This is a genomic window from Blautia sp. MSK.20.85 (genome assembly GCF_013317245.1).
Classification (GTDB): Bacteria; Bacillota; Clostridia; order Lachnospirales; family Lachnospiraceae; genus Blautia_A.
The window spans coordinates 1-26,294 of the sequence record NZ_JAAIUN010000016.1; the positions used below are offsets into that span (position 1 = coordinate 1).

The window sequence follows — 26,294 nt, forward strand, 5'->3', positions numbered from 1 at the left end:
TATCTCATCTCTTTTTGTTTGTCAAGTACTTTTTTCAAGTTTTTCAAACATTTTTGAGTTAAGATTTTGTTGTCGTTTTGTTGACGACTTGGATACTTTATCATATCTTCTGTCTTTTGTCAACTGTGAATTTCATTTTTCTGAAATTCTTTTTAATTGTTTGTTTTTCTAAAACAATTATTTGTGACAGCTCAATTATAATACCACTGGGAGTTATGCTTGTCAACCATAAAATTCAAATTTTTTTGGATTTTTTGGAAGTTTATCTTAAAGATGCAATTTTTCTTCTTCCATTCGCTGGTGGCGCTACGGCGGTCGCATTTTCAATGCGGTAAGTGCGAGGGAAGGCGATCTCAAAGTTCCGAAGCCCGAACGCCCTCCCTCGCGCTCCCACCCCGTTGGGCACGGAAAGGAGTGTTACATCTTTGATGTGTAACACGGTTGACTTTTGTCTGTATGCTGCGGTATTCAGAGTGGGACGCTGTGCCGATCTGGGTTCCTGGGTTCTTCGGCACTTATAGTGGAATGGTATACTGAGCTGGTTTCCGAATTCTTCAATATTTACAGTGGAACATTATACTAACCTGATTTCCGAATTCTTCAATATTTACAATGGAACGTTATACTGAGCTGGTTTCCAAATTCTTCAATATTTACAGTGGAACGTTATACTGAGCTGGTTTCCGAATTCTTCAATATTTACAGTGGAACGTTATACTAATCTGGTTTCCAAACTCTTCAATATTTATAATGAGTCGTTATTCCAATCCTTCTTCTGGTCTCTTCGGTATCTGCGCTGAGACGCTACGCCGATACAGCTGCCCTTTCACAATCCCAGGACAGGACGCCCCGCGTCCGCTTCCGTCCCCTCTCGGGTTTTATCTTTTTTCCTACCGGCTGGAAGTGTCAGCCAGAGGGAGAGGATATCGGTTCGGGCTGTTGCGGAGGAGGGGTGATACAACTTAGGTTGCGGGAGAGGGCGTTATTGCGGCAGGGTCAGCTGTTTGAGCCAGCGGCGAGTTCTGGCCCTGCCGCAATGCTTTTAGCCATCTCACGGAATCTTAGTTGTATCCCCCGACGGAGTCCTTGCCCGGGCCGATATCCTCTTCCTCTGGCGTCCGCCTTTCCATCCACCTCACGGAGCCATAGCTGTATCCCCCGACGGAGTCCCTGCCCAAGCCGATATCCTCTCCCTCCTGGCGTCCGCCTTTCCATCCACCTCACAAAGTCCCAGTACTCCTCCGACAAACCCCAAGCAAAAAAGCTCCAGGCCATGTCCCAAACAGCCTGAAGCTTCCATCAATCCCAATTTACTTTTTCTTAGCACTCGCCTTCCCAGTACCCGAATCCTTCGCAGAATCCTTCCCCGACTCCGCCGCTATCTTATCCACACTAGAAGAAGCATCCCCCTGCATAATCTTATTCAACTCCTGGATCATCTCCTCATCCTTCAAACGGAACTTCACCTCCACGCGCCTGGAAGCATCTTTGTCTACTTTTCCATCCGCATCCAGAACCGGATCCGACATGGAATGCCCATTAACCGTCAGACAATCCTGCAATTCCTGAACCTGTACATCCTTCAAAAACTCGCTTTTGATATCCAGAAGATATTGAGCTACTGCCAGAGACCTTTTCTGAGACAGTTCCAGATTATAACTGTAATCTCCGTCAGTATCCGTATATCCATCAATAATAATCTCACCCAGATACTTTTTATAAGAATCATTCAGCAGCACTTTACAGTATGTAGGAAGCACCATAGACAACGTCCGTTTACCGGAATCTGTCAGTTCCGCCTGATCATAATCAAACATAACACTGGCATTCAATGTCAGTGCACCTGTCTGAGAATCAATATCCACATTCAGATTCTTTTTTGCAAATTCCTTCTGTAAAGCCTCCACGACCTCAGCCTTCACACCAATAATTTTATCGATCTTTTCCTGCTGCGTATTCAGGAGTTCTGTTTTTTCATCCAACGCAGACTGCTGTTCTTCCAGAGTATCCTGCTGTTTTGCAAGTTTTTTCTTCTGGGAATCCAGCTTTTTCTCCTGTTCTGTAAGCTTCTTTTGCTGCTCCTCAAGTGTTTTCTGCTGCTCCTCAAGTTTCTCTGCCAGAGAAGTCAGCTCCTTATCCTGAGACTTGATCTGTTCATCTTTGGACTTGATCTGCTCATCCTGGCTCTTTAACGTCCCCGCCTGCTTATCCAGCGCACTCTGTTTTTCAAGAAGCTCCTCCGTATACTTTTCCTGAAGAGCAATTTTTTCATCCCGTTCCTTCAGACTGTCATTATAACTCTTCTGTGCCTGAAAAAGAGTCACACACATGATCAGTACAAAAAGCAGTAAAACCCCCGCCATCATGTCTGAATAAGAGCGCCAGATATTAAACCCGTGATCCTCCGGCCTTCTTTTTTTGTGCATCAACAATTCCTCTCTTCTTATTTAAACAAGCCAAAACGCCCTTTCTGGGCTACTTTCGTCATTTCACGGATACTTCTCTCGATCTCATCAAGAAGAGCCTCCTGTCTCGCTCCCTGGCCATCCAGAAGATCTTCAAGACTGGTAAGTTTATCTTTCAGTTCCTGCACGCCTGCACTGCCACCATATCCCCATGGCTGTCCCGCAACAAGATGAATATCCCGGTTGTTCTTTGCAGTCTTGATCTCAGAAAGAAGCCTGCGAACTTCATCCAGAGTACTGTTTACCATTTTCTGGCTCTCTGTAAACTCGTTCAGTTTCGTCTCAAAGCTCTCGATCAGCTTTTTATCTTCCCGCAAAAGTTCTGCACTGATCTTATTGGAATCTGCGGCAGTCTTCATTCCCTCTGCGGCACTGTCCACATACTGGCGCATGGACTCATTACAGGATTTCCATAAATCTGCAGAAGCTTTTTCATTCTCATGCATATGCTCTGCCAGTTTCTCATAATCCCTTTTCTGGAGCTGCTGAATCATCTGGTTATCACGGATGATCCGATCTGCAGTCTTCATATATTTACTCTGCATCTCGTCAATTTCCGCAATCGCGTCACGCATGGCACGTTCCTGTTTCGAAAAAGTCTCACTTAACTGGCTGCTCATCGTCTTATACAGCTCTGACGTGTATTCTGTATTATCTTTCTGAGCCTTCTTAAGTTCAACCAGCGCATCATTGAAATCCTCAAACTGAAGCTGAAACGATCCATGCATCTCACTCAAAAATGAATCCAGGATTTCCCTGATCGCATCCTGCTGACCCTTCGTAACAGACGCGGTAAGTACATCCAGAGAATCATTCATCTTCTGGAATGTAGGTGTGATAACTTTTTCGAAGCTGTCCGCCATCTGTACAGAAAACTGTTCTGCCATCTGTTTCATAGCTTCTGTCTGAGTCTTCTGGCTGGAAACCAGAAGATTCCAGGATTCATTCTCCGCAGTCGGCAATACCAGAGCATGAAAACGGTCCAGAAAATCCTGCATTGCCTGAGACATAGACGAATAACCACTCTTCATACCAAATGTATACACAACCGAAAGTGCGACACCATAGATAGAAGTAAGAAAGGCAACTTTTATACCATCTACAAGAGCAGATACAGAATTTGTCATTACCTCATAATCTGTAGGCTGAAAATTTTTCAGTCCCCAGACAAGACCAATGAATGTTCCAAGGATACCAAGACTTGTAAAAATATCAGGTGCCATTTCCAGAAGCCTTTTGTGAATATGAACATCCACATCATCAATATTTACAAAGTCCTCAACCTCAGCGATTCCTTCTTCTGTCCGGCTGATGCTGTCCACAAAATCATCCATTTTTTTATCCAGATACCGGTCACCGAAGATTCCTCGTAACTGCCCGATTTCTTCCTTCTTCGCCCTTCCCGGAAGCTGGAATACATCGGTAATCTCACTGGCTCCATGTTTCAGCGCAGTCGTCAGGTTATCCATTCTGTACAGTCCGGCAAAAAGACCGACAGCATAAATGATCACCATAATTCCCAGAAATGCAAAATTATAAAACAGTACATTTCCGGAACCCTTTCCCACATAAGCGGTCAGAGTCGCTGCTGCCACTGCAACAAGCAGAAACAGCACTGTATTCATAAACTTTTTTCCCATAATCTGCCTCCCCGTATTTATTTTTGAAAAAAAGTTTTCTTTTTTATCATACTATCATAACCGCATTCCCAAAACAACCAAAAAGGACAATTCCCGCAAAAAGAATTGTCCTTTCAACATTTTTCTTATTTATACTTTTATACGACAGGCTGCATCATCACTGATCAGAATCCGATGTCCCTGAACGCCTACGATTACTCCACCGAGAATCCTGCTTATAATCTGCACGGTCTTTCCTTCACTGACATCATACCGCCTGATCTGTTCCATAGTTTCCGGCATTCCGGTCATCCACTTGATCGTGTAGCTTTCCCCTGCTTTTGTTTCATTTAATGACTGCATATACTCACCCCATTCCATATGTCACATCACTGTCAGCACTTATTCTCTCTCCGTCAAGTGGATCAAAGCATTCGCTGCTTGCTCATAACCGAATAACTGCTTCGCAGTTTAACTTCCTTGATTCGGCCAAATAATTTCAACGCAATTCTGCATTTTTATACAATTAGGAGAGTTTAACTTTTATTTTTCTGAATCATTTATTTCTTTTGTATATTTTATCTCAATTTATTACGATTAGTCAATTGTAACCTGTATATTTTTACCAAAAAACGCAGAACAACCATTACAGTTATTCTGCGTTTTTCATTATTTTTTATGCATAAACTTTATCTTCTTCCAGAAGCGTTGTTTTTCCATTCTTCACTTCCACAAGATTGACACAGCAGTTTGGCGGGACACAACCGCGCCAGAAATTTTTCGGATCCGGATCCACATTCTGAAGAAGCGCCCGGACTGCACATCCATGGGAAGCAACCAGAATCGTTTTGTCCGCAAGCGCCGGATCTGATGTTTTTTCATCCCAGAAATCTTTTGTCCTGGCAATCACATCAAAAATATCCTCGCCGTTTTCCGGCCGTTTAAAATTTACCGGATCACGGAAAAAAGTCTCAATCTGCGGATCAATATAATTGCCAGCAGCATCTCTTACCTGGTCGCCTTCCAGCACGCCAAAGTTAATCTCCTGAATCCGCTTATCCGGTATGATCGGGACATCACGTTTTCCCAGAACACATTCTGCTGTCTGCCTTGCCCTTGAGAGCGGACTTGTAAAACAGATGTCAAATTTCACCCCCCGGAGAGCTTCTCCCGTTTTTTCAGCAAGGAGAATGCCTTCCTCTGCAAGAGGCACATCGGCAATACCCTGAAGTTTTTTTAATTTATTCCACTCTGTCAGGCCATGTCTTACAATGTAAATCAGCATCAGCTTCTCAGCTCGATTCCAAGTCCGTTGAGGCCATTCATGATCTTCTTCATTACTGCGGAGATCTCATTCTCACCAAGGGTCTTATCATGAGCACGGAATACCAGAGAATAAGCCATGGATTTGAAGCCTTTTTCGATCTGTGCACCCTCATAGATATCGAACAGCTGATAACTCTCCAGAATATTTCCGCCTCTCTGGTCAAAGATCTCCTCGATCTGACCGGCAAGAACTGCGTGAGGAACTACAAGGCTTAAGTCACGTGTTACAGCCGGATATTTTGCGATTCCGGTGTATTTGTGGTTGAAGCCTGCAAATTCCAGAATATCCAGGATATCGATCACTGCGATATATGCTTTCTCTCCGATGGAGTAATTGTCTGCAACAGATGGGTGAACCTCACCTAAGTATCCGACAACTTTACCCTCGTAGATCATGTTTGCCTGTCTTCCAGGATGAAGGAATGGCTTCTCGCTGTTCGGATCGTAGGTAACTTTTTTCTTCATTCCGATCTTCTCGAAGAACTCCTCGCATACACCCTTCATATCGAAGAAATCGCCGTTTCCATACATTCCAAGTGTAAACATAGTACGCTCATCCGGAAGCTCTGTGATCGGAAGGGACTTCGGAAGATAAATATTTCCAAGTTCGTAGAGACGAACATCTTTGTTACGTCTGTTGTAGTTTGTGGAAAGGGATGCCAGCATACCGTTCAGTGTGCTTGTACGCATGATGCTGTAGTCCTCTCCAAGAGGATTACTGATGGTGATGACTTTTCGAAGATCACTGTCCTCAGGAATGCAGAGCTTGTCAAATACCTTCGGACTTTCGAAAGAATAAGACATTCCCTCTGAGAATCCGCAGTACTCTGCAATATCTCTTGCGACTTCCTGGATACGAAGCTTGAATGGAAGCTTACCTGTGGTAGCCTCTCCGGTAGGAAGTGTCATCGGGATCTTATCATAGCCGTAGAATCTTGCAACCTCCTCTGCAACATCTGCATTGCAGTGGATATCCTGACGGAATGTCGGTGCAACGATCTCGTCTGTTTTCTCATCATAAGCCAGCTCTACACGTCCAAGATAACCGAGCATCTCTTCTTTTGTAAGGTTGGTTCCAAGAAGTTTGTTGATCTTCTCAGGCTCAAATTTTACTCTGGATGGCTCTCTTGTCTCGTTGCAGACATCAACCATACCACCTACAACCTCGCCGGCACCAAGCTCTTCCATCAGCTGGCATGCACGGTCGATGGCAGCCTGTGCGTTGTTCGGGTCAAGGCCTTTCTCAAATTTACCGGATGCATCTGTACGAAGGCCGATTCTCTTGGAAGAAAGACGGATGCTGGTTCCATCAAAGCATGCAGCCTCAAAAAGAACGGTTTTTACATCGTCTGTGATCATGGAGTTCTCGCCGCCCATGATACCAGCGATGCCGACCGCTTTTTCGCCGTCACAGATCATCAGAACGTTCTCATCCATGGTACGCTCCTGGCCATCCAGTGTGACGAACTTCTCATCTTTTCCTGCACGGCGCACAACGATCTCTCTGTTTGCGATGGTATCCAGATCATACGCATGCATTGGCTGACCAAACTCTTCCATTACATAGTTTGTGATATCAACCAGGTTGTTGATCGGACGGATTCCATTGGAAGCCAGACATCTCTGCATCCACTTCGGAGACGGACCGATCTTAACATTTTTTACAACTCTCGCACAGTAACGCGGGCAGAGTTCCGGATCCTGTACAGTAACTTTTACGTAATCGGAAGCTTTCTCATCATTTCCCTTAACTTCTACAACAGGCGGGCAGAATTTTTTCTGGAAGGTTGCTGCTGCCTCTCTTGCGATTCCAAGAACGCCGTAGCAGTCTACACGGTTGGAAGTGATCTCGTACTCAAATACCACATCGTCAAGACCAAGTGCCTTAATCGCGCTCTCACCAACTACTGCATCCTCCGGGAAAATATAGATGCCGTACTCCGGTGCCTCCGGGTACATCTCTCTTGTACTTCCAAGCTCCTCAATAGAGCACATCATACCACAGGACTCAACTCCACGGAGTTTACCTTTTTTGATCTTGATTCCACCAGGAGTCATTTTTCCATCATGACCGCCTGCAACACGTCCACCGTCAAGAACAACAGGAACTTTGTCTCCCTCTTTTACATTGGGAGCACCTGTTACGATCTGTACGCTCTCCGTTCCGATGTTTACCTGGCAGATGATCAGCTTATCTGCATCCGGATGTTTCTCGATCTTGTCGATCTGGCCGATCACGATCTTGTCAAGATCTGCATCCAGCTCTGTAAAGCCTTCTACCTTTGTGCCTGTTAAAGTCATGGCATCTGTATATTCCTGTGCCGTTACATTCAGATCCGGCACATATGTTTTAATCCAAGATAATGAAGTATTCATTTTGGTTGTCCCTTCTTTTTTTCTATATTTACTGTCAGGCGGACACTCATCATCCGCATTCGCTGTTTTAGAACTGTTTCAGGAATCTGCTGTCATTCTCATAGAGAAGGCGCATATCATCAATCTCATATTTCAGAAGCGCGATACGCTCCAGACCCACACCAAAAGCAAATCCTGTATATTCATCCGGATCGATTCCGCACATACGGAGAACATTCGGATGAACCATACCACAGCCAAGGATTTCAATCCAGCCGGAGCCTTTGCAGAAACGGCAGCCTTTTCCTCCACATTTGAAGCAGGAAACATCAACCTCAGCGCTTGGCTCTGTGAACGGGAAATGATGCGGACGGAATTTGGTTTTTGTCTCCGGTCCGAACAGCTCTTTTGCAAACTCCTGAAGCGTTCCCTTAAGGTCTGCAAAGGTAACGTTCTTATCAATAACGAGACCTTCAATCTGATGGAAGGAAGGAGAATGTGTTGCATCTACCTCATCAGAACGGAATACACGACCAGGTGCGATCATACGGATCGGGAGTTTGCCCTTTTCCATCTCACGTGCCTGAACCGGTGATGTCTGGGAACGAAGCAGAATGGAATCGTTGATAAAGAAAGTATCCTGCTCGTCTCTTGCCGGATGGTTCTCCGGAATGTTCAGTTTTGTAAAGTTGTAATCCGCATACTCAACTTCCGGACCTTCTACAACCTCATATCCCATTCCGATGAAAATACGCTCAACTTCTTCCAGAGCGATGGTGTTCGGATGACGATGACCAATTTTTGCTTTCTTTGCAGGAAGTGTTACATCGATCACTTCGGCCTTCATTTTTTCCTCGCAGACTTTCTCCTCGAAATCTTTCTTGGAAGCTTCCAGAAGTTCCTCGATCTTGGCTCTTGTCTCATTGACAAGCTGACCAACTTTCGGACGCTCTTCCGGAGCAACATCTTTCATACCTTTTAAGATTGCTGTAAGCTCACCTTTTTTTCCAAGATATGCAACACGCACATCATTCAGCTTGTCCAGGCCCTCGGATTCCTCGATCCGTTTTCTGGCATTCTCAGCCAGTTCCTGAAGTCTTTCTTTCATATCCATGGTCTATTTCTCCTTTAATTAAAATAATCAAATGATACGCCGCCTGCCCCGAAAATTCAGATACAGGCAATAAAAAAACCGTCCCTTATAAAAGGGACGGAATATCCGCGGTACCACCCAGTTTCCCATGAAAAGATCACGGGCACCTCTTATCTGCTTAACGCGCAGCGCACGTCATCTCCTACTGTTACTTCAGAGAGGAAGCTCCGGTGGGAAATTCAAGAATCATCTGAACCCGGGGAAGCTTACAGCCGGCGACCTCCCTTCTCTGTGAGAAAATGATCCTCTATAAACACCTTCACAGCTTTTCTGTCTTTTAATACTATGCCACAAGGTCTGCTTTCTGTCAAGCGCAAAGTCAGGATTCTTTGGAGCTGTTTTTTTCATTTTCTTTCTTGGTAAGGAGAGTTTTTACGGATTTCTGGGCTTTTCGGAACTCATTTTCGAAGTATGCATTAATCTCTGCCCCGTAAAGAATCAGGTTCATACACACATACAGCCACAGCATTACCATGATCAGTGCAGTCAGGCTTCCATACATATTTCCGAAATTCGGAAAAAATTCAAAATACAGAGAAAATCCATAGGAAAAGATCAGCCATGCCGTAGCAATGATAAACGCTCCGGGAAGCTGGCTTTTAAAGGTTGCCTTCCGGTTGGGCAGCACTTTATACAACACCAGAAATACCACAAACAGTACCGCAAACACCAGCAATGTCCTGGCTCCCATGATCCTGGCCATCAGTCTTCCCAGAATTGGAATCGTTTTTTGTACAGCCATCTGGATCCGGTTACCAAGGACCAGAACCAGAAGGGTAACAATGATCGCCAGAACAAACAGCAGCATATAAAAAACCGAATAGATCCGGTTCATCAGCCAGTTTCGTGTTTCCTTCACATGATAAATGGTATTCAGACCGTTAATAATAGCCTGCATTCCCTTTCCGGATGCCCAAAGCGCCATCAGCGCAGACAACGGGACGATCGCTGTGCTTCTTTTGTACACTTCCACTACAATGCTCAGCACAAAAGTCTGCAGATTTCCGGGCACAAAACCGACAATGGCGTCCCGGACTACATTATAGCTTAACGGTGTGTAACGGATCAGTGTTGTGAGAAAAAGGATAAACGGAATAAATGACATGATCAGAAAGTATGCTGCCTGCGCCGCATATGCACTGACATGATCTCCGTTTGCCCTTCGCACAAACCCCAGCATGAGCTGGATTATATTTTTCTTTTCCTCGTCCATGCTGACCCCCTCAAGTTTTTTTACCAGGAAAACCGTTCAAAGCCAATCTTATCCTGGATTTTCGGAAAAGCTTTTACTTCCGGCTGTACACTTTTATGTTCGCCAATCATCTTTTCCATCCATATCATATTATACCAGCGGTTAAACTTATATCCGCATCTGTGGAACTCTCCCACGCGTTTATATCCAAAATGTTTATGAAAGTCCACACTGGCATTAGTCAGATATTCATCTTCTTTCGGTGCCACCGCAATACACGCATTCAGGTTCAGCACTCCCATCTCCGCAAGAAGACTTTCCAGGGCACGGTAGAGTCTTCCGCCTGCACCGCTGCCTCTTCGATCATGTTTCACATAGATGGACATTTCGGCGCACCACCCATAAGCAGCTCTTGGATGAAAGGCAGAGCCATAGGCATAACCCAGGATTTCTCCGTTCTCTTCTGCCACAATATATGGATATTTTTCTTTTATGTTATGAATTCTTTCCGCAAATTCCTCTGTGGACGGTGTTTCATATTCAAATGTGATCGCCGTTTTTTCTACATAGTAGGAATAAATCTCTACCAGTGCTGCCGCATCTTTTTCTTCTGCCACACGTATCTGCATTGCTTTATTACACCTCTTTTATTTTTTGTTTCTTCCCTATTTCACCCAGAAACGGTAAACCGTCTCTGAACTGTATTCTTCACCGGGACGCAGGATCGGAGAGTGGAAATCGTCCACATTTACCGCATTTGGCTCCACCTGTGTTTCCAGGCAGAATCCATACCGTTCATGATAAACATGGTCGTTCTTACCCTTCTCATCCTTGACAAAATTACCTGCATAGAACTGTACACACGGGCAGTCAGAAGAAACTTCCATTCCAATCCCGGATTCCTTACAGTACGCACTGGCAATGGAACGGACATTACCCTTGGCATAATTGTCAGTTACATAGTTATGATCATAACCACCCGTAAACTTCAGCTGCTCAAAATCAGCCTCAATATCTCTGCCGATTGGTTTCGCAACATTAAAATCCATCGGCGTTCCTGCTACCGGCGCATATTCACCGGTAGGAATGGACTGACTGTCTTTCACAGGAGTAAAATATTTCGCATGAATGCATACTTCCTGGTCAAGTACATCTCCACTGCCCTCCCCTTTCAGATTAAAATAGGAATGGTTGGTCATATTGGCAACCGTTGCCGCATCGGAGCGTCCTCTGTAAAAGATCTTCAGTTCATTTTCCTCGGTGAATTCATATTTCACAACAATCGAAAATTCTCCCGGAAAACCATTTTCACCATCCGGACTGATGCGGAAGAAATCCACGCTGTTCTTATCCTGGGAAATTTCTTTTACCGCCCAGAGTTTTTTCTCGAAGCCATCAGGACCACTGTGCAGATTATTATGATTTTCATTCTCTGTAAGAATCACTTCTTTATCATCAATAAAAAATCTGGAATTTTCGATACGGTTTCCACTTCTTCCAATGATCGCACCAAAGAAGCAGCCATTCACTTCATAACTTTCCATATCGTCATATCCCAGAACCACATCCTTAAGTTCTCCATTCTTATCCGGCACGCATACTTTCACCAGGATAGCGCCATACTGAAGTACCTCGACATAGGCACCCTTTTTATTCTCAAGATGATAGATCTTTACTTCTTCCCCTGTAGGAAGTGTTCCAAATTTTCTCTCAGAAACACTCATGCTGTAATTCCTCCCATATATGAAAAAAGAGCCATCAACCGGCTCTATGTCTTTAACCGATTAATCCCGGGATGCCGTTCCCTTATTTTTGACGCCTAGCAGATGCTAGGTGGGTATCCTCAACAGTGTCTTCTGCCTACCACGACGTGAGGTCTGACATCCAACCTGCGATTTTGGATTCCCAAAATGTCAATGTAGGTTCAAAAAGAAAAGGGGGATCGAACATTCCAGGATTCGGTTTTCGTTGTTTTTATTATAAACCAGTATTTGTGCTTTTTCAACAGAAAATACACATTCTTACTGATTTTTATTATTTAATGTTAAGAATCTCTTTTACTGCTGCTGGCATATCCACTGCATCTACCACTTTATCATGAAGAACCGGTGCAGTACGGATCTCCTCAACAGCACGCGGAACCGGCACTTTTGAAAGCGCGGATAATGCATCTACCAGGCCAAAATCATCCAGATCTTTATGATCTTCCCCAAGCGCATCCATAACACTTCTTGTAAATTTATATGGACTGGCTGTAGAAGCAATAACAGTTGGAAGATGATCATCTGTCTCACTTACATATTTCTTATATACGCCTGCGGCAACTGCAGTATGTGTATCAATTACATAATTGCTGTCTTTATAGATTTCGCTGATGGTATTTGCAGTCTCTTCCTCACTGCAGAAATTACCATAGAAATCGCCGAGCTGTGCTTTCATCTCTTCTGTAATGGTATACTCTCCGCCCTCACTTAAAGATTTCATAAGCTCTGCACATTTCTCAGCATTCTCTCCTGTAAGGCGATAGATCAGACGCTCCAGGTTGCTGGAGATCAGGATATCCATGGAAGGAGAAGTCGTAAGAATGAAATCTCTCTTTCTGTCGTAGGTTCCTGTGCGGAAGAAATCATAGAGAACACGATTCTCATTGGATGCACAGATCAGTTTGTGGATCGGAAGTCCCATCTGTTTTGCATAGTATGCGGCAAGAATATTTCCAAAGTTTCCGGTAGGAACTACCACATTGATCTCCTGTCCGTCTTTGATCTTACCGTCACGTACCAGTGTTGCATAAGCGTATACATAATATACAATCTGCGGAACAAGTCGTCCGATATTGATAGAATTTGCGGATGAAAACTGGAAGCCTGCCTGATCCAGCTCTGCTGCCATCTCATGATCATTAAACATCTTCTTAACTGCAGTCTGGGCATCGTCAAAGTTTCCGGTAATACCTACCACATAAGTATTGGCTCCCTTCTGGGTTACCATCTGTTTCTCCTGAATCGGGCTGACGCCATGTTTCGGATAGAATACGATAATTTTGGTTCCCGGTACATCTGCAAAACCTGCCATGGCAGCTTTACCGGTATCTCCGGATGTTGCGGTAAGAATTACGATCTCATTTTTCACATGGTTCTTCTTCGCTGCTGTTGTCATCAGATGAGGAAGGATGGAAAGGGCCATATCCTTAAACGCAATAGTTGCGCCGTGGAACAGCTCCAGAAAATAAGCTCCACAGGCTTCATGAAGAGGAGCGATCTTTTCTGTATCAAATTTGCTGTCATATGCCTTGCTGATACAGTTCTTAAGCTCTTCCTCTGTAAAATCTGTGAGAAAACGGCTCATTACCTCATATGCTGTTTCCTGATAAGTCATCTGAGCCAGTTTGTCCATTGGTACATCCAACTGTGGAATGCGCTCAGGCACGAACAGTCCGCCGTCCTCAGAAAGGCCTTTCAGTATGGCCATTGACGCTGTAACTGCCTGCTCTTTTCCTCTGGTGCTTTTGTACAATACCTGCATTGGTGTTCCGCCTTTCTATTGTAAAATATTCGTTTTCTTTCTAACGTTATCACATTATAGCATGGAATTATGGAAAATGCCACCACTTTAAAAAAAACCTGAAATTGTTTTTCTCCAAAAAAACAAAACGCCGGCTCTTTTTCTCTACCGGCGTTCTGTCCAGTGCTGAATCAGCACTTTTTATTTGTATGTATAAAATTCATGGACTCCATACTTGAAAAGCTTTCTGAGATCTTTTTCAAACCATTTAATGTTATGAGCTTCCGCCGCGGATTTCTGGATAAAAAACAATGCCCCTTCTGAATAATCGGTGCCTTTTAGTGCCTGTTTCACAGCTTCCTTTGTTTCATCCGAGACCGTAACTTCATTGATTCTTCCATCATAGGTAGGTGAAAACTGTGGTACTCCATCGCTGTTATCCCATACAACTTCTGTCACTGTATTGGGAAAATCATCACTTTTCATGCGGTTCATGATCACATTTGCCACCAATACACGACCTTTGATGTCCTCACTGCCAGCTTCTGCCTCAACAATACGCAGAAGCGTATCATAATCCTCATCTGACATCAGCGTAGGATTCTCGGCAAGTGTAATCGACCTTGCATCCAGTTCATTCACTTTATTTTCCATGGAGGAGCTTACATTGAGATCTGCTGTGGTATTCTTTACAGTCTGTACTCTCTGACCTACGATCACCTGCTCACAGGAACTTCCAATCCTGGTTACTGTACTCCCCGACACAGGTGTGTCGGAAACTCCGGAAACGACTCCCGCAATTCCTGTAGGAACAGCTACCTCTTCATCCGAAGATCTCGTTCCACCATCCGAAGCAGCATAGACTTTACTGCCATTGCCGTTTTCTGCAAATCCTCTTGCTCCCAAAGAGATCACCATTGCAAAAACTGCACACACTGTCAGTACTGCAAAACTGCGCACGGAATTCCTTGCGGTTTTTCCATTTTTACGTTCATCCTGTATTTCTGCAGAATCCCGTAAATCTTTCTCAACTTTCATAATTTCATTCCCTGCGTTATATTTTCCTTTCTTTGTTTACATGTTTGTAACATTTCTGTAATGTATAAGAAAATTATATTTAATAAAGTGTGATATGTCAAGCTTTTTCAGCTATTTCTGTCCATAATAACAGCATTTATTTGTTATCCACATCCCTTCCACATTGATTCCACATACGAATCCGCAGTTATACACATAACTATCCACTTTTTGAAAACAAACAAGGACAGATAGTAAATACATTTTTTTGTAACAATTGTACTCTTGTACTGTAAAAAATGTATTTCTATCTGTCCTTGTTTCTGTCAGAACAGTTTTTTCTTTCCGGTTATTTATCATAGTGTTTCCAGAAACGCTATAATTGATTATAATATTGCGGCTTCATACAGTCAAGGATTTCCGTCCGATCATAATCGACAGATTCCTATAGCTGTTGCTGTTCACTTTATAATCAAAACAAGGTTAACCTGCTTATTTATACTGACAGAGAGCCTGTACAAAAAGTGTAGCATATACACACAGATCGATACTCCAGGCTCCCAGAAACAGTCCCCACGGAGTTCCATTCGTACCTTCCGTAAATCTCTTTGGCTTCAATGCAAGCACTACCGGCAAAAGCAGCGGCAGGAAATAACGTCCCTGAACCCCCAGAATCTTATCATACCCATAGGCCGTCCACTGACCATAAAGAGTAACAAAAATCAGGCCGAAAACCAGAATACTGATACCTGCCAGCATTATTTTTGCAAAAGGATCCATACGAATTCCTTCCATATCGTTATTTCGTGAAACCTGCAGTAACATCATAACAAGATAACCCACTGCCAGAAGACTGCAGACTGGAATATTCAGCCAGCCAAGGGTACTTCCCACCATTTCTGTAAGATAAGCCAGTCCAAACGCATCCAGGCTACGTACAAAGGTAAGTATAAAAGCAACCGGATTTTTCAGGATTCCGATAAGCTGGGCAGCCGTATCTACTCCCGGCTGCGACTCGCAGAGATATCCGGACGCAATTGCAAGCCAGCCAAAGCTCAAGAGCAGGATCATTGTCCCCGCACACGCCACATGAAGCCAGTAGTTCTTTTTATTCCGGAACCGCTCCTTCGGAATCAGAAATAAAAAGAGACAAAATGGCATATAAACAACTTTACACAAACACAAAAATCCCGTCACTGCATACATTAACACAAGCTGTCCTTTTTTCATTACCCGTTTTTCTTTATAGCGCATGTACAGTACAAACACGATCATGGCTACTGTCAATGCCAGTGCCAGCGCATCTGCAGACATGGAATTTGCGGACTGGATATTCATGGGCACGAGTCCCAGCAATGCAATAAAGTTTTTACCCACAGGTGTAAAACGGATCGCCAGAAAGAAAATCAGACCAAAACATAACATATTGGCGACTCTTCCTCCATAGGCAAGAACAATCGGACGATCTGTGAAAAGATCTGCGATCCGAATCCCTATAGCCTGTGGCAGATAAGATGTAGGCGCATACAGAGCTGTATTTCCAAATCCGTAGAACTGTGTTTTTCCGGTATCGATCCGCTGATTTATATTGCCTCCGATATCCCAGAGTGAAACATGGTCTTTGGAGGAAAAATCAGGGATAAGGCCGCTGTTAAAAGTTCTCCCATATGAAAACAGATCATTCCCCCCATTCCCCTCTGAAGTCATATGACCTCTGGAAACTTCATAACTTCTCAGAAAATGGCTGTATTCATCCGGTGAATTAAAAGCAGGAACTGCTGCCAGAGTAGTAAAACTCATAAAAAGATAAATTACTGCAAATAATACTTCGGTCTTTACTTTTCTCCTTCTGAGAAACGCAAACACCAGCAGCATAATCACTGACACCGCTGAAATAGCCATGAGCACAAGTCCCTTTGAAAATGGTCTGGAAATAGCACGGTAAGCAAGTGTCTGCGTGCCGTCTTTTTTATTTATCACACCGGCAGCCACACCTGTATCCCCTGTTGCTTCATCCAGGATGATCCGAAATTTCCGGCCTTTACAGTTTAGGATTCTCTGATCCAGTTGAAAATACGTAGTATCGCCTGCAGATATTGTCAGCCGATTTGTTTCCCAGTCCTGAATTTCTTTTTCTTCCTGATAAAGTGTTACATGAAAGCTTCCTGTGACAGACGCACTTTCCGTAGATAAAAAAAGTTCTACCCCGGAAAGCCGGTTTGTTTTGCAAAAGAAACTTGTTTCAAATTTTTCTCCGGATCCGATCATCACTGATGTTTCCGGTCTTTCCTGCTGTTTTACATTGCCAAGGACCTCTGCATCTGCCAGAAGATATACTCCAAAGACCAGGATCGTACCAAAAATCAGGATGTATTTTATTATATCCTTCAGATCAGATGACAGATGACAAGTTCTTCTGCTTTTTTTCTCATTTTTCATATTGTACCTCTTATGTTTCCTGTTATTCTCACATTCCGAACCATTATATCATCTGTACAATAAAAAAAGAAGCGGCTTTTTGCGGCAGCTTCTTTTTTTATATCTGTTCTTATCGGTTATTGATTGCAGTTACCAGCGCATCGATAGACGCACGGATGATATCCGGATCAACGCCAGCTCCCCATGCAAGAGTACCATCCGGTTTGCGGATTCCCACATACGCAATCGCTTTGGATGTGGAACTGCGCTCCAGCGCATGCTCCTGATAAGTTTCCAGTGTATATTTCAGCTCATAAGCTTTCTTCAATGCATTACTTACTGCATCAAGACGGCCATTGCCGGTAGCTTTTGTAACAATGGTTTTTCCACGGAATGTAGAAGTAACCTGAGTTACAATGCCACCGTCTTTCTGCTGGAAATGAACTTCGTTAATGCTGTATGGCTCAACCACATTTTCGAAGGCAGATTTGAACAGGCTGAAGATCTCGTCCGGATGAAGCTCTTTGTGTTTGTGATCGGACACTGCTTTCGCTGCATAACCCATAGCTTCGCGCATTTTCGGTGGAAGGTTCAGTCCGAATTTTGTTTCCAGGATATAACCTACGCCGCCTTTTCCGGACTGGCTGTTGATACGGATAACATCCGCATCGTAATTTCTTCCCACATCTGTCGGATCGATCGGCAGATACGGAACAGTCCAATGCTCCAGATCTCCATTCTCTCTCCAGTGCATACCTTTTGCGATAGCATCCTGATGAGATCCGGAAAATGCTGCAAATACAAGAGCTCCACTGTATGGGCTTCTCTCATAAATCTGCATTCCTGTACATTTCTCATAAACCTCACAGATATGTGGCATATCAGAAAAATCGATCTTCGGATCCACGCCCTGGGAATACATATTCATACCCAGTGTTACAATATCCACATTACCGGTACGCTCGCCATTTCCAAAGAGAGTACCCTCAATTCGGTCAGCGCCTGCCAGAAGGCCCATCTCGGAATCTGCAACACCGCATCCACGGTCATTGTGAGGATGAAGGGAAACGATTACGTTTTCACGGTATTTCAGATTGTCACACATGTATTCCACCTGGCTTGCATACACATGCGGCATGGAATGTTCAACAGTAACAGGTAGGTTGATGATTGCCTTGTTATCTTCCGTTGGCTGCCATACATCAAGAACTGCGTTGCAGACTTCCAGTGCATATTCCGGCTCTGTTCCTGTAAAACTCTCCGGGCTGTACTCAAACTGGAAGTTACCCTCTGTCTCATCTGCCAGTTTTTTCAGAAGAGCTGCGCCATCTACCGCAATCTTCAGGATCTCTTCTTTGGATTTCTTAAATACCTGCTCTCTCTGAGAAACAGATGTGGAATTGTATACATGAACGATCGCTTTCGGAGCACCCTTTACGGCCTCAAAAGTTTTGCGGATGATGTGCTCTCTTGCCTGAGTCAGTACCTGAATGGTAACATCCTCAGGAATCAGGTTCTGTTCGATCAGGGTACGAAGAAACTCATACTCTGTCTCTGAAGCTGCCGGAAAACCCACCTCAATCTCCTTAAAACCGATTTTTACAAGAAGCTTGAAAAATTCCACTTTCTGCTCCAGGCTCATAGGAATCACAAGTGCCTGGTTTCCGTCACGAAGGTCTACAGAGCACCAGATTGGAGCCTTATCCACATACTCTTTCTCCGCCCATTTCATACATTTCACCGGCGGCATGTAATACTGACGTTTGTACTTAGATGGTGTCATCATTTTCGTTTTCCTCCATTTTCTCTTCCATTAATTTTTTTTGGTTTCTGTAATTTCATTTTGTATTAAGACATAAAAAAATCTTCCGGCTCTGCAGATTCTGCAAGAGACGAAAGACAACTGCTGTCCTACGCGGTACCACTCTTATTTCATGAATAAAAAATCACACACTTGACAGATACGGAATGTAAAAACATCCTTATATCCTCTCCGGGTAACGGCGGACACCGTCTGCGCCTACTCTCTTATAGGATTTCGGGCAGATGCTCCGAGGCGAGTTCCACAAATCCCTTCCACTGCTTCTCACCGGCCAGCAGCTCTCTGTGCTCCGCTCAATGTGTACTATTCCTCATCTATGCATTTCTCTTTTTGAAACTGGTATTAGGTTAACACGTTACGATAAATTTGTCAATGGTGTTTTCTCTTTGACATGTAAGATCCAAACCAGTAAATCAGGCCTCCAACGCCTCCACCCAGAGTATTGTAAAACAGATCTGAAAACTGAAAAGTTCCAAGACGCAGGAACAGCTGCAGAAATTCAATGGACAGAGAAAACAGAAATGTGATCTTAAGTCCCTTCCATACAGTACCGCAAAATGTCATTTTTTCCGTAACTTTATCACGAACAGTCCAGAAAAAAAGAACCGTAAACGGAATGAACAGCATCAGATTCTCAATGCACTCTGTTGTAAGCTGCCTGCTCCCATCTTCCGCATACTTCCAGATCCACCAGTTTCCAAAAACATCAGAAAGAGGATTCATCCACATATCACGGTTCAGCAAAGTACGGAACAGTATCATAGTCGTATAAAACGTAAGAAAAAACAGTTTCCGAAAAAACAGATCCTCACGAAAATATTTCCACCAGACAGAAAAAGCCGCCTTTAATCCCCTTCCACCAGTCTCGTTATGATAAGCAAACAGATAAAAAAACAAAGCCAGTACTGAAAGGGCTACAGAAAACCAGAAGGGCTGATACAGTGCAGTCAGTACATTCGCTGTAATATTCGCTATAATATCTTTCATTTGTATATCCTTTCCGGATACCTATCGCAATTCTCCGATATATTTATCCGGTCTTTATACTACTATATTTTCTTCATAAAATCCAGGATGCTTATCATCTGCATCCCGGATTTTTGTTTTTTCAGCCTGGTATTACAGAAACATATCCGCTGGCACTGACCGCCCTGCAGCAGTCTTTATAAACTTCAATAAACTCATATCCGCCACGCATGGCAATGGTACGTGCCTTTTCGAGGCCATCTGGAAGTGTTTCTCCTGTTTTATAATGTTCAATGATGCCACCTGTAAGATCCAGTGTATGCACTTCATAAGGCTTTCCGAGATAACAGATGGAAACATATCCAAGCAGGACGCCTCCAAGCTGAACTTCCGGAAACTCCTCCTGTATCGTGCGGATGATATCATTTACTTTATTCTGATTATGAACGTGTCCGCCCGCATCCAGTTTATGCAATGCTTCCATATATTCTTTTGATCTTTTTTTTCTCAGCAGCTGATCTAGTTTCATCTTATCCATTTGCTGTTGTTGCTGCTCATGCTCCTGATTTCTGGTTGCACTTAAGATATTATTATTTACAGTTTGTGACTGTGTCTGATTCTGTGGTGTTCTTAACATCGGTCTTGGCATGATCCACACTCCTTATACAAGAACTTTTCGCGTCTTTGGTCCACTTTTCTTCTGGATAAGTTCCTCTCCACCAATCGGCTTTCCGGAAGCCGGTACTGCTCTTTCCTTCCCCCAATCCCTGATCGCTTCGATTTTTTCCGGGCTTGTCTGAGAAAGTGGAACTACATTGTTAAATGCAGTTACTATATTCTCCTCACTTAAAATAAAGTTTGCATTTGCGATAGACCGGTACGCCAGATCTCTGACTGTAGACTCCAGATCTGCTCCTGTAAATCCATCACTGATCTCAACTACTTTATCTGCAAATTCACCGGAAAATTCCAGATTTAAATATTTTCTCATATATAAAGACAAAATATCTCTTCTTTCATCTGCGGTAGGAAGATCAACAAAAAACAACTCATCAAATCTTCCGCGGCGGAGCAGTTCTGACGGCAGCATGGACACATCATTGGCTGTTGCTACAACAAACACCTGTTTTTTGCATTCCTGCATCCAGAACAGAAACTGTCCAACCATTCTGGTGGACACTCCTCCGTCTCCGGCGCCTCCGGTAGCTCCGGATAATCCTTTTTCAATCTCATCGATCCATAAGATGCAGGGAGATACATTTTCAGCTGTTGTCAGTGCATCTTTCAGCTGCTGTTCTGACTGTCCTACATAACTTCCCTGCACTGTGGCAAAATCCAGCCTGTAAAGAGGCAGTTTCCAGTTTGCGGATATGGATTTCGCAGATAAAGACTTTCCACATCCCGGAACTCCTACAAGCAAAATCCCTCTCGGTGGCTGCAGACCTTTGGAACGCAGCTCATCTTTCTTTTCCGGTGTGAGAAGTTCTTTTTTTTCATCCAGCCACTTCCGGAGTCCTTCCAGTCCACCTACATCCTTTACACTGTCGTCCACTTCGATCTTCTCAAGTCCGGAAATATCCGAAAAAAGACGGTCTTTCGCAAAACGTACTTCATCCATATCTGATTTCCGAATACGTTTGTTGGCGATCAGTGCGGCGATCACATTCTCCGCTTCAATTCGTGTAACTCCATTTAAGGTTGCAGCGGCCTCCCGTATATCTGTATTATCCCATTCAATAGGAATTTCATTTCGATAATCATCAATATATTCTTTGATTATGGAATACATTTCTTCTTCATTTGGGAGATCGATCTTGATCGTCATTCCCTGGCGCTGAAGCTGATTCCAGACTGGCGCGTTGGTAAATACAATGACAACTCCACCAGACTCATTAGCCAGATTTACCAGTGCCAGTATCTGTTTGGAATCGCTGTTTTCTGTGCTCAGGTCCGGAACTTCTGTCAGAATGATCGTTTCATACTGCTTGCGTTTCATCTGCTCCGTCATATAATCAATCGCACCATAAACGGATTTGTCATCACTGAGATTCTTATCCGTTGCCAGATCATAAACTCCCTTTGTCAGCGTATGTACATGAAACGGAAGCTGCAGATCCTCGGATATCTCTTTCAACATCTCCAGTGTTCTGCCAGGTTCTATGGTATTAATTGCAATAAAAGGAATTCTTGCTATAGAATACCGTGTCAAAAGTTCCTTGCTTTTAGCTGTATCACTCATCTGTCTTCTCTCCTAAAATGAATTCACCCTGTGATTTCTGACAATGCTGGACATTCTTCCGCTTCTGTCATTTTTCGCAGAATCTTCCAGCGATTTCTGCATATTATCCGCCTGTTCAATAACCAAAGCCAGATAATGCTTTCTTTCATCATCCGGTAAAGCAGGCAGATCGATTGCATTTGCAAGGAATGCCATTTCTTTTCTTAAGGATAATATTGCCTGAACAATGGCGCCTTCCTGTCCATGGGATCTGGACAGATCCTTCTGAAACTTATCCGAAGCAGCATTCATACGAAAATTCACTGCTTCGATCAGTTTCCGTGAAAACCTTTCTGCCACACCTGACTGCCACTGTATGGACCCTGCCTTCATTGCTCTTAAGACATCTTCATCATTTTTTTTATTTTTGAAATCGGTTAATACTGTAACCCATTCTGAGTATGTATTTGGTACTGCTGTCATTTTTTCTTCTTCCTCCTGACCATGATCTGCGGCGGAACTACATCCCAGGAAGGAAGTCCCTGTGCAAATACACTTACCGGCTCCTTATATTCTTCCACCTCCGGCTCCGCAAAGTTAAATGCCATTTTTTTCCGGACAGGCTTACTCTGGATCGGTGGATCTTTTCGGATTGGGGCAGCTGCCGTTTTTTTTGCCGGTTCAAATGCCGGAGCAACCTGGGATGCATTTTTGCCCATATTTCTCTGTACGTCCTGAGCCGGAGCTGCCGGCTGCTGTCCTGCTGCCTTTGACTGTGCCGGAGCTGCTGCCGGCTGTGGTGTAACCGGGTCACTGCTCTTTGTGCTTTCTGCCTCGTCTAATTTATTTCCACAGACCGTGCAAAAGCGAAATCCCTTTTTATTCGCATTCTGGCAAACCGGGCAGATTACCGTACCAGAATTTTCATCTTTTTTCTCTTCTTTCTTTAAAGAATGACCACAGGCAATACAGAAACTCCCATCTGGATCATTCAATGTATTGCAGACCGGGCAGGGAACTTTCTGTCCACTGGCCACGGAATTCACAAAATCAGCTCTCATTTTTGCGTCCATGTCTCTTCTCCTTTACATCTTGACTCTTCGATTGGAAGTTGCCAGTTTTCTTACATACTGATCCGGAGACAACTGTTCCAGAAAGTCAATGACCTGCTCGCTTTCGCTATCTTTATCCGCAAATTCAATACGGAAATCAACAACTTCTGCCAGTGTAGCACGAATGATCTCAGAACCACTGCTGCGTTTTTTCTCATAACGCTCTGCAATATTCTGTCGCTTGTTTTCTATATCTTTTTTCTTTGAAAAATGGTTAAGGACCATGCCTACACCTGCAATTACAGCAATAAGGCCCAGGAACTTATTTCCGAACAGAAGCATCACAAGTCCGATCACTCCGACTGCAATTCCGCCATACAGACAGAACTGCTCAAAACTGCTCATTACGCATGTTGCAAGTTCCGCATCTCTTTCTGAACTGACAAGTGTACTGAATCTTTCAAGAAGCTCATTCTCATTCTGACCATCGACAGTTGTATCATTAAATGTATCAACATTTATTTCTATTTCATTTGGAATCTTCATACGGTTCTGGGCAACAACATCATTATACGCATTCATCACCCAATCTCTTGACAAAGCAAATGCAAATTTCTGTGTTGACACACTGGAGTGGGCTGTTTCCGGCTTCATGGCAGCGTCTGTCAAAAGCTGCGTGAAATCCTTATGTGTCTCAAAAGCCGTCTGCTCTACATTCATATTCTGGCGGGCACGACTTTCATCGCCTCTGAAATCTACGATAAACTGTTCAAATTTTTCTTCTTTTCGAAGAGGCAGTTCTTCATCATCAAAATCCGTTACCAGACTGTCCAGAATATCATCCAGCTGTTCTCTCACAGTTGCTGTAGAGACTTTCTGTTCAAAAATCCCGATCAGATATTCAAGCATCTCCGCATGAAGATGTGCACCCTCCAGAATGTCCTCCAGTACCGGCCATGTTTTGCTGTATTTTCTCAGGTAGGTATAAGAAGAAGTATCTATCGGTTTTCTCTTAAGGTTGATCGCCTCTGACCACTGCTGTGTCTGTTTTTCTGTGAATCCCGGCTTCTCTTCCAGATGCTGCAGCCATTCATTCATCTGGCGGGAAATAACGCCCTCTGTATCTGCGCCAAACAGACCGCTGGCAAACGCATCCAGAACAATGATCGTCTTTCGGTCAAGGTTTTCCTCATCCTGGTTTGCAAGATATCTCTGCGTCCATTTCAGACACGCTTCTTTTCGATCCGCACGGCGACAGATCAGTGCAAAAAACAGTGATGTCTTTTCATCGTTGCGTTTGATGCCTTCTTTAATGGCTTTCTCTGCAAGTTCCGGCTGATCGTTGATCCATGCTGCAAGTGCAACAAGACAAGGTGCAAGCCAGTAACCTGGAGTGGAAATCATCAGTTCCTCTGTTGCATTACTGATCGTATCTTTCTTTACAATTCCAATATCATCTGCCTGCAGGATTCCGGTTGTTGTACGACGTACAATATCATAATGTCCATATTTCTTCTCCAGTTCCTGCCTGATCTTTACAAGTCTCGTTTCTGCCTGATTAAGCCGGTTTGCTCTTTGCTGAACACTGACAAAATCATGAAATTCCTTTGCCAGACTCCCAATCTCATCATAGACAACCTTTATGTTGCTGTTGACTGCCCCTACATTGGAATCCAGTGTCTGAAGATCATTGTGGATCGCTCCAAGATTGTGTTCAATGGTTCTAAGATCCGCCTGTTCAATTACTCTATCCGACATCTTTTCTCCTCCTGTTTTCAGTTACATCACTTCTTGCAGGAAATAAATTATAAATATTTATGCTTTCCCGATCTGTTTTTGTAACTTATTCATACGCGATGTCTTAATTTAAGCACGCTATTGTTATATTATATCTAATTTTTCTCCAAAAAACAACTATCCCCGACAAATCCTCCATTTTCCCCAATGTCTGAGGATACTCCCAAAGACTATCTTTCATCTGCAAAAAGCAGTTGCATTTGCATTGAATTTCTGTTATAATTTTCTTCGTTACGGGGTATGGCGTAGCTTGGTAGCGCGCACGGCTGGGGGCCGTGAGGTCGCAGGTTCAAATCCTGTTGCCCCGATTGAACATTATAAAATGCTGTAAAACCAGGGATTTCCGATGAATCGGAAATCTTTTTTATTATCCGGAAATGATTATTGTTGATTACTATTGTGATTACTATCTACCCCTTTTTGGAAAGGAAGGCTTCGTATGCAGGATAACCTGTCTCTCTATCATATTTTTTATACGGTTGCCCGTACCGGCAGCATCTCCCACAGCTCCAGAGAACTTTATATCAGCCAGCCGGCCATCAGTAAGGCAATCCAGAAACTGGAACAGAATCTGGACACCCTACTTTTTAAACGGAGTTCCCGGGGTGTAACTCTGACCCCTGACGGCGAACTTCTTTTTGAGAAGGTAAAAGAGGCTCTTTTCCTTCTGGATGAAGGCGAAAATTCCATCCGTCATAATCGATCCCGCGATATCCCAAAGCTGCGTCTGGGAGCCAGTTCCACTCTGACCAGATATGTGCTGCTCTCCCACCTTGAAAATTATATTGCACATTTTCCCCATGTACGCATCACCATTTCCTGCCAGTCCACCTATCAGACACTACATCTTCTGGATGAGGAAAAAATCGATCTGGGGCTCATCGGACGGCCACAGAAGCTTCGCGGATATTATTTTCATCCCCTCTTAAAAATCCGGGATACTTTTGTCTGTACGCGGCAATATCTGGAAAATCAGAAAAAACTCTATCCCGACGAACCACTGATCCAGGCGGCGACTTTTATGATGCTGGATGAGGATAATATCACCCGACAGACTGTGAACGCGCAGCTGAAAGAACATCATGTGGAGCTGAGTCATATCCTGGAAGTAACAACTATGGATCTTCTGATTCAGTTTGCGGAAATTGGTCTTGGAATTGCCTGCGTGATCCGGGATTTTGTAAAAAAAGAACTGGAAGAAGGGACACTGGTAGAAGTACCGGTAGGATTTTCTTTTCCTCCACGTGAGATCGGGTTTGTATGCAGACAGAAAGATGCGAATTTGGATTTGATTGTGCCGTTTTTTGGGGATGGACAAGGGAATTAAGTAAAAAATTCAAATAAATACTATAAAAAACCATCTGATCATAATGACCAGATGGTTTTCTTC

At 43.7% G+C, this 26,294-nt stretch carries 20 protein-coding genes, 1 tRNA gene, 1 other RNA gene and 2 other annotated features; of the genes, 2 read left to right on the plus strand and 20 right to left on the minus strand.

Translation table 11 applies throughout. The annotated features are described in order from the left end of the window. Positions 1-1,310: 1,310 nt before the first annotated feature. The 20 genes from G5B12_RS10050 to G5B12_RS10145 form a co-directional block, all read right to left on the minus strand. On the minus strand, positions 1,311-2,426 hold the full coding sequence (locus G5B12_RS10050; RefSeq protein WP_174088138.1) for an OmpA family protein: 1,116 nt from the start codon (positions 2,424-2,426) through the stop codon (positions 1,311-1,313). Between the two features lie 17 nt (positions 2,427-2,443). Then, complete coding sequence (locus tag G5B12_RS10055; protein ID WP_021976317.1) at positions 2,444-4,105, minus strand: MotA/TolQ/ExbB proton channel family protein; 1,662 nt, start codon at positions 4,103-4,105, stop codon at positions 2,444-2,446. Between the two features lie 129 nt (positions 4,106-4,234). Next, the gene (locus tag G5B12_RS10060) at positions 4,235-4,447 is read right to left on the minus strand and encodes a FeoA domain-containing protein (RefSeq protein WP_174088139.1); all 213 of its coding nucleotides are present in this window, start codon (positions 4,445-4,447) and stop codon (positions 4,235-4,237) included. Between the two features lie 313 nt (positions 4,448-4,760). Then, positions 4,761-5,369 (minus strand): histidine phosphatase family protein, encoded by a 609-nt coding sequence (locus G5B12_RS10065; RefSeq protein ID WP_118071837.1) that lies wholly within the window; start codon positions 5,367-5,369, stop codon positions 4,761-4,763. Then, entirely contained in the window at positions 5,369-7,786 is a 2,418-nt protein-coding gene (pheT, locus tag G5B12_RS10070; RefSeq protein WP_174088140.1) for a phenylalanine--tRNA ligase subunit beta, read from the minus strand. The genes G5B12_RS10065 and pheT overlap by 1 nt, the downstream gene beginning before the upstream one ends. Positions 7,787-7,853: 67 nt before the next feature. Then, positions 7,854-8,873, minus strand: coding sequence for a phenylalanine--tRNA ligase subunit alpha (pheS, locus tag G5B12_RS10075; protein ID WP_174088166.1), 1,020 nt, complete (start codon positions 8,871-8,873; stop codon positions 7,854-7,856). A 95-nt stretch (positions 8,874-8,968) separates the two neighbouring features. Then, positions 8,969-9,190 (minus strand) — a binding site (T-box leader). A gap of 47 nt (positions 9,191-9,237) precedes the next feature. Beyond that, positions 9,238-10,131, minus strand: a complete 894-nt coding sequence (locus tag G5B12_RS10080; protein ID WP_021976312.1) for a YihY/virulence factor BrkB family protein — start codon at positions 10,129-10,131, stop codon at positions 9,238-9,240. 20 nt (positions 10,132-10,151) lie between these two features. After that, on the minus strand, positions 10,152-10,739 hold the full coding sequence (locus G5B12_RS10085; protein WP_021976311.1) for a GNAT family N-acetyltransferase: 588 nt from the start codon (positions 10,737-10,739) through the stop codon (positions 10,152-10,154). A 36-nt stretch (positions 10,740-10,775) separates the two neighbouring features. Beyond that, positions 10,776-11,834: an aldose epimerase family protein gene (locus tag G5B12_RS10090; RefSeq protein WP_021976310.1), complete on the minus strand. Its 1,059-nt coding sequence runs from the start codon at positions 11,832-11,834 to the stop codon at positions 10,776-10,778. 59 nt (positions 11,835-11,893) lie between these two features. Continuing rightward, a non-coding RNA gene (gene ssrS, locus G5B12_RS10095) (6S RNA) lies at positions 11,894-12,071 on the minus strand. Positions 12,072-12,144: 73 nt separating this feature from the next. Beyond that, the gene (gene thrC, locus G5B12_RS10100; RefSeq protein ID WP_118064177.1) at positions 12,145-13,635 is read right to left on the minus strand and encodes a threonine synthase; all 1,491 of its coding nucleotides are present in this window, start codon (positions 13,633-13,635) and stop codon (positions 12,145-12,147) included. Positions 13,636-13,815: 180 nt separating this feature from the next. Further along, entirely contained in the window at positions 13,816-14,652 is an 837-nt protein-coding gene (locus tag G5B12_RS10105; protein ID WP_174088141.1) for a cell wall hydrolase, read from the minus strand. Between the two features lie 471 nt (positions 14,653-15,123). Continuing rightward, the gene (locus tag G5B12_RS10110) at positions 15,124-17,070 is read right to left on the minus strand and encodes a DUF2142 domain-containing protein (RefSeq protein WP_174088142.1); all 1,947 of its coding nucleotides are present in this window, start codon (positions 17,068-17,070) and stop codon (positions 15,124-15,126) included. Positions 17,071-17,179: 109 nt separating this feature from the next. Then, positions 17,180-18,835: a 2-isopropylmalate synthase gene (locus tag G5B12_RS10115; RefSeq protein ID WP_174088143.1), complete on the minus strand. Its 1,656-nt coding sequence runs from the start codon at positions 18,833-18,835 to the stop codon at positions 17,180-17,182. 99 nt (positions 18,836-18,934) lie between these two features. Next, positions 18,935-19,197: a binding site (T-box leader), on the minus strand. Between the two features lie 43 nt (positions 19,198-19,240). After that, positions 19,241-19,858, minus strand: a complete 618-nt coding sequence (locus G5B12_RS10120) for a VanZ family protein (protein ID WP_118064181.1) — start codon at positions 19,856-19,858, stop codon at positions 19,241-19,243. Positions 19,859-19,979: 121 nt separating this feature from the next. Continuing rightward, positions 19,980-20,486, minus strand: coding sequence for a hypothetical protein (locus G5B12_RS10125; RefSeq protein WP_118064183.1), 507 nt, complete (start codon positions 20,484-20,486; stop codon positions 19,980-19,982). A gap of 12 nt (positions 20,487-20,498) precedes the next feature. Then, positions 20,499-22,076: an AAA family ATPase gene (locus tag G5B12_RS10130; RefSeq protein ID WP_118064185.1), complete on the minus strand. Its 1,578-nt coding sequence runs from the start codon at positions 22,074-22,076 to the stop codon at positions 20,499-20,501. Positions 22,077-22,088: 12 nt separating this feature from the next. After that, entirely contained in the window at positions 22,089-22,538 is a 450-nt protein-coding gene (locus tag G5B12_RS10135) for a hypothetical protein (protein WP_021976302.1), read from the minus strand. Then, complete coding sequence (locus tag G5B12_RS10140; protein WP_118064187.1) at positions 22,535-23,128, minus strand: zinc ribbon domain-containing protein; 594 nt, start codon at positions 23,126-23,128, stop codon at positions 22,535-22,537. Before G5B12_RS10140 ends, G5B12_RS10135 begins: the two co-directional genes overlap by 4 nt. A 12-nt stretch (positions 23,129-23,140) precedes the next feature. Next, entirely contained in the window at positions 23,141-24,865 is a 1,725-nt protein-coding gene (locus tag G5B12_RS10145; protein WP_021976300.1) for a hypothetical protein, read from the minus strand. Between the two features lie 273 nt (positions 24,866-25,138). Here G5B12_RS10145 and G5B12_RS10150 point away from each other — a divergent pair. Further along, positions 25,139-25,212 (plus strand) — tRNA-Pro (locus G5B12_RS10150). Between the two features lie 131 nt (positions 25,213-25,343). After that, positions 25,344-26,231: a LysR family transcriptional regulator gene (locus G5B12_RS10155; RefSeq protein WP_118071830.1), complete on the plus strand. Its 888-nt coding sequence runs from the start codon at positions 25,344-25,346 to the stop codon at positions 26,229-26,231. Positions 26,232-26,294: the final 63 nt, after the last annotated feature.